The sequence below is a fragment of the Candidatus Peregrinibacteria bacterium genome, from assembly GCA_016220175.1.
Lineage (GTDB): Bacteria > Patescibacteriota > Gracilibacteria > CAIRYL01 > CAIRYL01 > JACRHZ01.
In genome coordinates, this window is record JACRHZ010000079.1 from 1 (window position 1) to 5168 (window position 5168).

Sequence of the window (5168 nt, forward strand, 5' to 3'; positions counted from 1 at the left end):
ATGCTTTCCTTTTTGTAATATTTTCTGTATTTGTATTTTTTCCTTTTGAGAAAGATGAACGATATATTTTTTCATGCGTATCAAGAAAAATATCGTCCCAAGTATATCACACGAAATTATTTATTGGAAATAATACTAGTAATCCAGTTGCGGCAACACCTATGCTTACTAACATCGCGGCCGGCGTGCCAGTGTGATCCCATGCGGTTGCTAAAAAAATTGCCAGGTAGCCGTATTGTTGAATAAAATGAATTAAAAAATTTGTCATGCAAATAGCTTAAAAATACCAAAGTTTTTTCTGTGAGGGTCACGCCTCCTGGCGTGATCACCGCAATGTCATGCGTGGACGCATGACCCTCACGAATTTATCTTAGAATTTTAACAATTCCTACTAATGCATCTTGCTTATGCTTTGGGTCTTTAAACTTATACAAACATTCTTCAAGTTTTGGTCTTGCACTTTCTGCTTTTGGATCAATTTTTTTGGCTCTGACTAATTTGTTTGAGTCATAGATTATCAAAACATCAATTCTAACTCTATATCCTCTATCCAAAAGCACGTTTTCGTAAAATTTCTTGATCGTATCGCCAAACATTGATGGATATTCATAAGAATCATCCAAGACAATTTTATGATTTTTTATATCAAAAGACCCAGCTTGAATATCATGGTCATACATACAAAACGCCTCAAAACAAATTTCTTTTCTTTTTGGATCATATTTATCCGTTCCTAATTTCAAAACAATCTGTACAAATTCATTTAACGAAATGTTGGAGTGATCATCTTTTCCGATTGCTCTATAAATATATTGACCATCTGGCAAACTTTTTTCAATTTCTGTATCAACCTTGCGCCCGACTTTTAAATAATCGGGTTTTGTATTCAAATGATATTCTGGAACATGAACTTCCATTATTTTTACTGCCATATTTACTGAAGAATACTTGTGGTTAATAAATTTTTGCCCCTACAATAATTTTCTTTACTTCATGGTGTTGGATTATCCATTAAGAACTAGAGTTCCATATTCAATCCTCCCCAAACTTCTCTCCTTCCCAAACACCGCCAAAAGTTCAAACGTCCCTGGAGAAAATGCTTCTCCAGAAAGTGCCACGCGGAGCGGCCAAAGGAGTTGGCCGTTTTTCCATCCGTGTATCGGAGACGGCGACGTCTCCGACAACGCCACGAGCAATTCCTCTTTAATATTTTCCTCATTCCAATCCGATTCCGAAATTCCTTCCAAAATCTTTTTCCCTTCTTCGAGTGCTGTTTTTGCCACATTTTCGTCCACTTTCATTTTTTCGTGAAAGAAAAGTTCTTTGGAATACTTCAAATCATCCACAAAGAAAAATCGCAAAAAATCCGGAAGTTCGTTCAATTTTTTTGTTCTTTCATGAACAAGTTCTAGAGCGGTTTCATAGAATTTTTCTCCATATTTTTTTCGTCCTTCCACAAAAATTGGATCTTGCAAAAATTGCTCCGCAAGATTTTTAAATTCTTCTGGAGTTTTTTTGCGAATCCAGACTCCATTTACATGAAGAAGTTTCGCGAGATCAAATACTGCGCCGCCTTTATGAACTCGTTCAAGTGAAAACTCTCGAATCAAATCTTCCAATGAAAAAATTTCATTTTCATCAGAAGTATTCCAGCCGAGAAGTGCGAGAAAGTTGAGAAGCGCTTCTTTCAAATATCCTTCTGCCAGATAATCATCAACCGAAACTTTATTTTTTCGCTTCGAAAGTTTGCTTTTGTCTTCATTCAGAATGAGCGGCAGATGGGCGAATTCTGGGATTTTCCAAGAAAACGCTTCGTAAATCAAAATCTGTTTTGGCGTATTTGAAATATGATCTTCTCCGCGAATAACGTGAGAAATGTTCATTTCGTGATCATCCACCACAACACAAAAATTATAGAGCGGCTCATCCAGATTTTTCGCGATCACAAAATCGTCAATTTCTTTCGCGTTAATTTCCACTTTTCCGCGAATATGATCCTCAAAAATAATCGGTTCCGATTCTGGAGTTCGAAATCTGATGACTCCTTTTTCACCTTTTTTCACTCGCATTTCCTGTTCCTCTTTTGAAATTTTCGCACATTTTCCCGAATACCTCGGTGGAAGTTTTACGCCTTCGAGCCTCAGCCTCTCCGTTTCAAGTTCTTCTTTTGTGCAAAAGCAGTAATACGCTTTCTCTTCGTTCAAAAGCTGTTCGAGATATTTTCGGTAGATCGGAATTCGCTTACTCTGATAGTGAACTTCACCATCCCAAGTAATCCCCATGTTTTTAAGCCCAGAAAGAATGTTCTCCTCAGATTCTTTTGTTGATCGTTCTCGATCCGTGTCCTCCAGTCTCATTACTATTTTCCCATTGTGCTGTTTGGCAAATACATAATTGTAGAGCATTACACGGACGGTTCCAACATGCAGCGGACCAGTGGGAGAAGGCGGATATCTGACGATTACTTCAGTCATATTTTTGATGAAGAATGAGATCCCGGGTCAAGCCCGGGATGACAAAAGGAGAGAGAAGGCAAAGTGAGGTTTTATTCTCCGTATTTTACAATCTTCACCGTCATGGGAATATCTTGAGCGGGCTTATCACCAGGACCTTTTTCCACTTTTGCAATACTGTCGATGACATCAAGACCATCAAAAACTTGTCCAAAAACGGAGTGGCAAGAAACGCCTTGAGTAGAACAACTTTTTAACTTTCCGCTCTGATCGTAGCCATTCAAGTTGACGTTCTCTACTTGATTTATGAAGAATTGAGAGCCATTCGTATTCGCTCCGGCATTCGCCATTGCGAGTGCTCCACGGACATTCTTTAAATCCTTATTCAGTTCATCGTCAAATTTTCCGCCCCAAATGCTTTCTCCTCCCGCACCAGTTCCAGTTGGATCTCCTCCCTGGATCATGAAGCCATCAATGATACGATGGAAAATAATACCATCGTAATATCCGTTTTTTGCGTGCGTAACAAAATTTTCAACGGTTTTTGGCGCTTTCTCCGGGAAAAATCGAACTTTCATATCGCCAAATTCCGTGGAAATAACAGCGATTTCTTCACCCTTTGCCGGAAGATCTTTTTGATTGAATGCCTTTTCGTTTTTTGGAGGAGTTGGTGTGGAAGCATTATTTGGTCCAGTACATGCGGCAAGAATGAGCATAACAGACGGGATAAGAAGAAAAAGTTTTTTCATAAAAAATAAAAAAAGAACAAAAAATTATGGTTTTGGTAAACAGGTAGTGGTGCACTGATATTCGCTGTCTTCTCCAGAAAATTCAAAACCTTTCTGAGGCGGTTTCTCAGTTTTTTCTAACGTTTCTGAGACACTCTTTTCAATTTTTTCCGCTTGAGGAGAGCCTTGGTAGAACTTATTGAAATTTTCGTCAGGGTTTTCCTGACTACACGACGCAAGGAGAGTGATCGAGAAAATAAAGCCAGCACTGTACAAAAATCGTTTCATAAGAACATTTCAAACCCTGAGAATTTTCTCAAAAAACAGGAGGAAGTACAATATCTTTTCAGGATCGATATTTTTTGAAAGAATACTCGGGCATGTGTCAAAAAAAAATTCTCTTCTGGCTGATCGGTATAGGAACATTTCTCCTTCTTGTGGGAGGAGCCCTCCCTATTTTCTTGGTTCATTTGAATTCGAAGGGGAAAATATTTTCTGACCTAAATACCGTTCCTTCAAAAAAAGTCGCCATTGTTTTTGGCGCTTCTGTTCTCCAAAATTCATTTCCGAGCGTTGTGCTTTATGATCGAGTTGCAACGGCTTCCGAATTATATTTTGCAAAGAAAGTGCAAAAGATTCTCATGACGGGAGACAATTCTCAAATGAACTATAATGAAGCGCAGGTTATGAAAAAAACAGCCATGGAATTTGGAGTACATGAGGAGGATATCGTCTTAGATTTTGCAGGTTTCCGGACGTTTGATTCCTGCGCTCGTGCGCAAAAAATTTTTGGAATTACTGATGCGATTGTGGTAAGCCAGGAATACCATCTCCCTCGTGTTATTTACTTATGTGAAAATTTTGGAATCGATGTTGTTGGTTTTGTTGCGGATAAAAATCAATATGAAAAACAGAGTGATTATGAATTTCGAGAAGTATTCGCGATTATCGCCGCATTTTTTGAAGTGAACCTCTTTCCCCATGATCCGAAGTTTCTTGGAGAGGAAGTTCAGATGTTTGGGACAAACAGCCGGTTGTAAGTAGTCAGTAGTCAGTTGTCAGTAAGAAGACTAGAAAAGTGTCGTATTTTTTGGTTTCAACATAAAAAAAGTTGAGTGTATTAAACTCACTTTTTTGACTGACAACTGACTACTTTTAAATAGAACAGAATTACCTCTTGTACTTGAGGTATCGTTTTTCGAGACGTTCCCAATGAAGATTTGCAAAGAAATTTTTGATGTATTCCGCGCGATTTGCACCATCTTTATGGTAATACGCGTGTTCGAACATATCTAAGGCGAGGAGAGGAATTCCGCCCCAAATTGCGCCATTTTGGTGATCGTCCACAAGAACATTAAGAAGTCTTTGAGATGAGAGCTGATCGTCCGTAAGAACTGCCCATCCGCTGAGCTTCGTTCCCATCGCCGTATTTATAAAATCCATTTTCCACGCGTCAAAAGATCCAAAATGCTTTTCAATTGCTTTCATGAGTGTTGGAGCTTTCGTGTGATCTCCGTCGCCACCGAGTGAATACCAGAAAAGATCGTGCAAAAGCGCACCTGCATGATTCCAGGGAAGTCTTCGCTTCAGTTCCCCAAATGCGGAATAATTCCCATTTATTCCCGAGGTGTCTGCGGTAGGAAGACTTGTCTCGATCGTATTCAGTGCCGTCACATATCCCTTGTGATGTTTGTTGTAATGCCAGTCGGTTGTTTCAGGACTCATAACTGATGAGAGGAGTTTTTTTGCCTCTTCATCGGAATATGGTCGGGGATTGAAATTCCATGTGTAGGACATAGGAGGAATGTAAAAGGTAAAATGTAAAAATAATTTTTAATTTTGAAATTTTAATAAATCCTTACTTAAATCTCTGGGTCTACTGACCCAGAGATGGAGTTTTTCCAAAATCTGGGAGGGGTGGTAGGATATGAGCATGAAATTTCGGAAACAAAGCCATTGTGTATATTATTGTGATTATCATGTGGTA

At 38.8% G+C, this 5168-nt stretch carries 6 protein-coding genes; 1 reads left to right on the forward strand and 5 read right to left on the reverse strand.

What is annotated here, in order from left to right; genetic code table 11:
- Nucleotides 1-365: 365 nt before the first annotated feature.
- From HZA38_06715 to HZA38_06730, 4 genes are all read right to left on the reverse strand, one after another.
- Complete coding sequence (locus HZA38_06715) at nt 366-932, reverse strand: hypothetical protein (GenBank protein ID MBI5415173.1); 567 nt, start codon at nt 930-932, stop codon at nt 366-368.
- A 72-nt stretch (nt 933-1004) separates the two neighbouring features.
- Nucleotides 1005-2474, reverse strand: coding sequence for a glutamate--tRNA ligase (locus HZA38_06720; protein MBI5415174.1), 1470 nt, complete (start codon nt 2472-2474; stop codon nt 1005-1007).
- A 71-nt stretch (nt 2475-2545) separates the two neighbouring features.
- Complete coding sequence (locus HZA38_06725) at nt 2546-3202, reverse strand: peptidylprolyl isomerase (GenBank protein MBI5415175.1); 657 nt, start codon at nt 3200-3202, stop codon at nt 2546-2548.
- Between the two features lie 24 nt (nt 3203-3226).
- Nucleotides 3227-3469: a hypothetical protein gene (locus tag HZA38_06730; GenBank protein MBI5415176.1), complete on the reverse strand. Its 243-nt coding sequence runs from the start codon at nt 3467-3469 to the stop codon at nt 3227-3229.
- A gap of 74 nt (nt 3470-3543) precedes the next feature.
- On the opposite strand from HZA38_06730, the gene HZA38_06735 reads away from it, so the two are divergent.
- Nucleotides 3544-4221 (forward strand): YdcF family protein, encoded by a 678-nt coding sequence (locus tag HZA38_06735; protein MBI5415177.1) that lies wholly within the window; start codon nt 3544-3546, stop codon nt 4219-4221.
- Nucleotides 4222-4351: 130 nt separating this feature from the next.
- Here HZA38_06735 and HZA38_06740 read toward each other — a convergent pair whose 3' ends face one another.
- Entirely contained in the window at nt 4352-4978 is a 627-nt protein-coding gene (locus HZA38_06740; GenBank protein MBI5415178.1) for a superoxide dismutase, read from the reverse strand.
- Between the last annotated feature and the right edge of the window lie 190 nt (nt 4979-5168).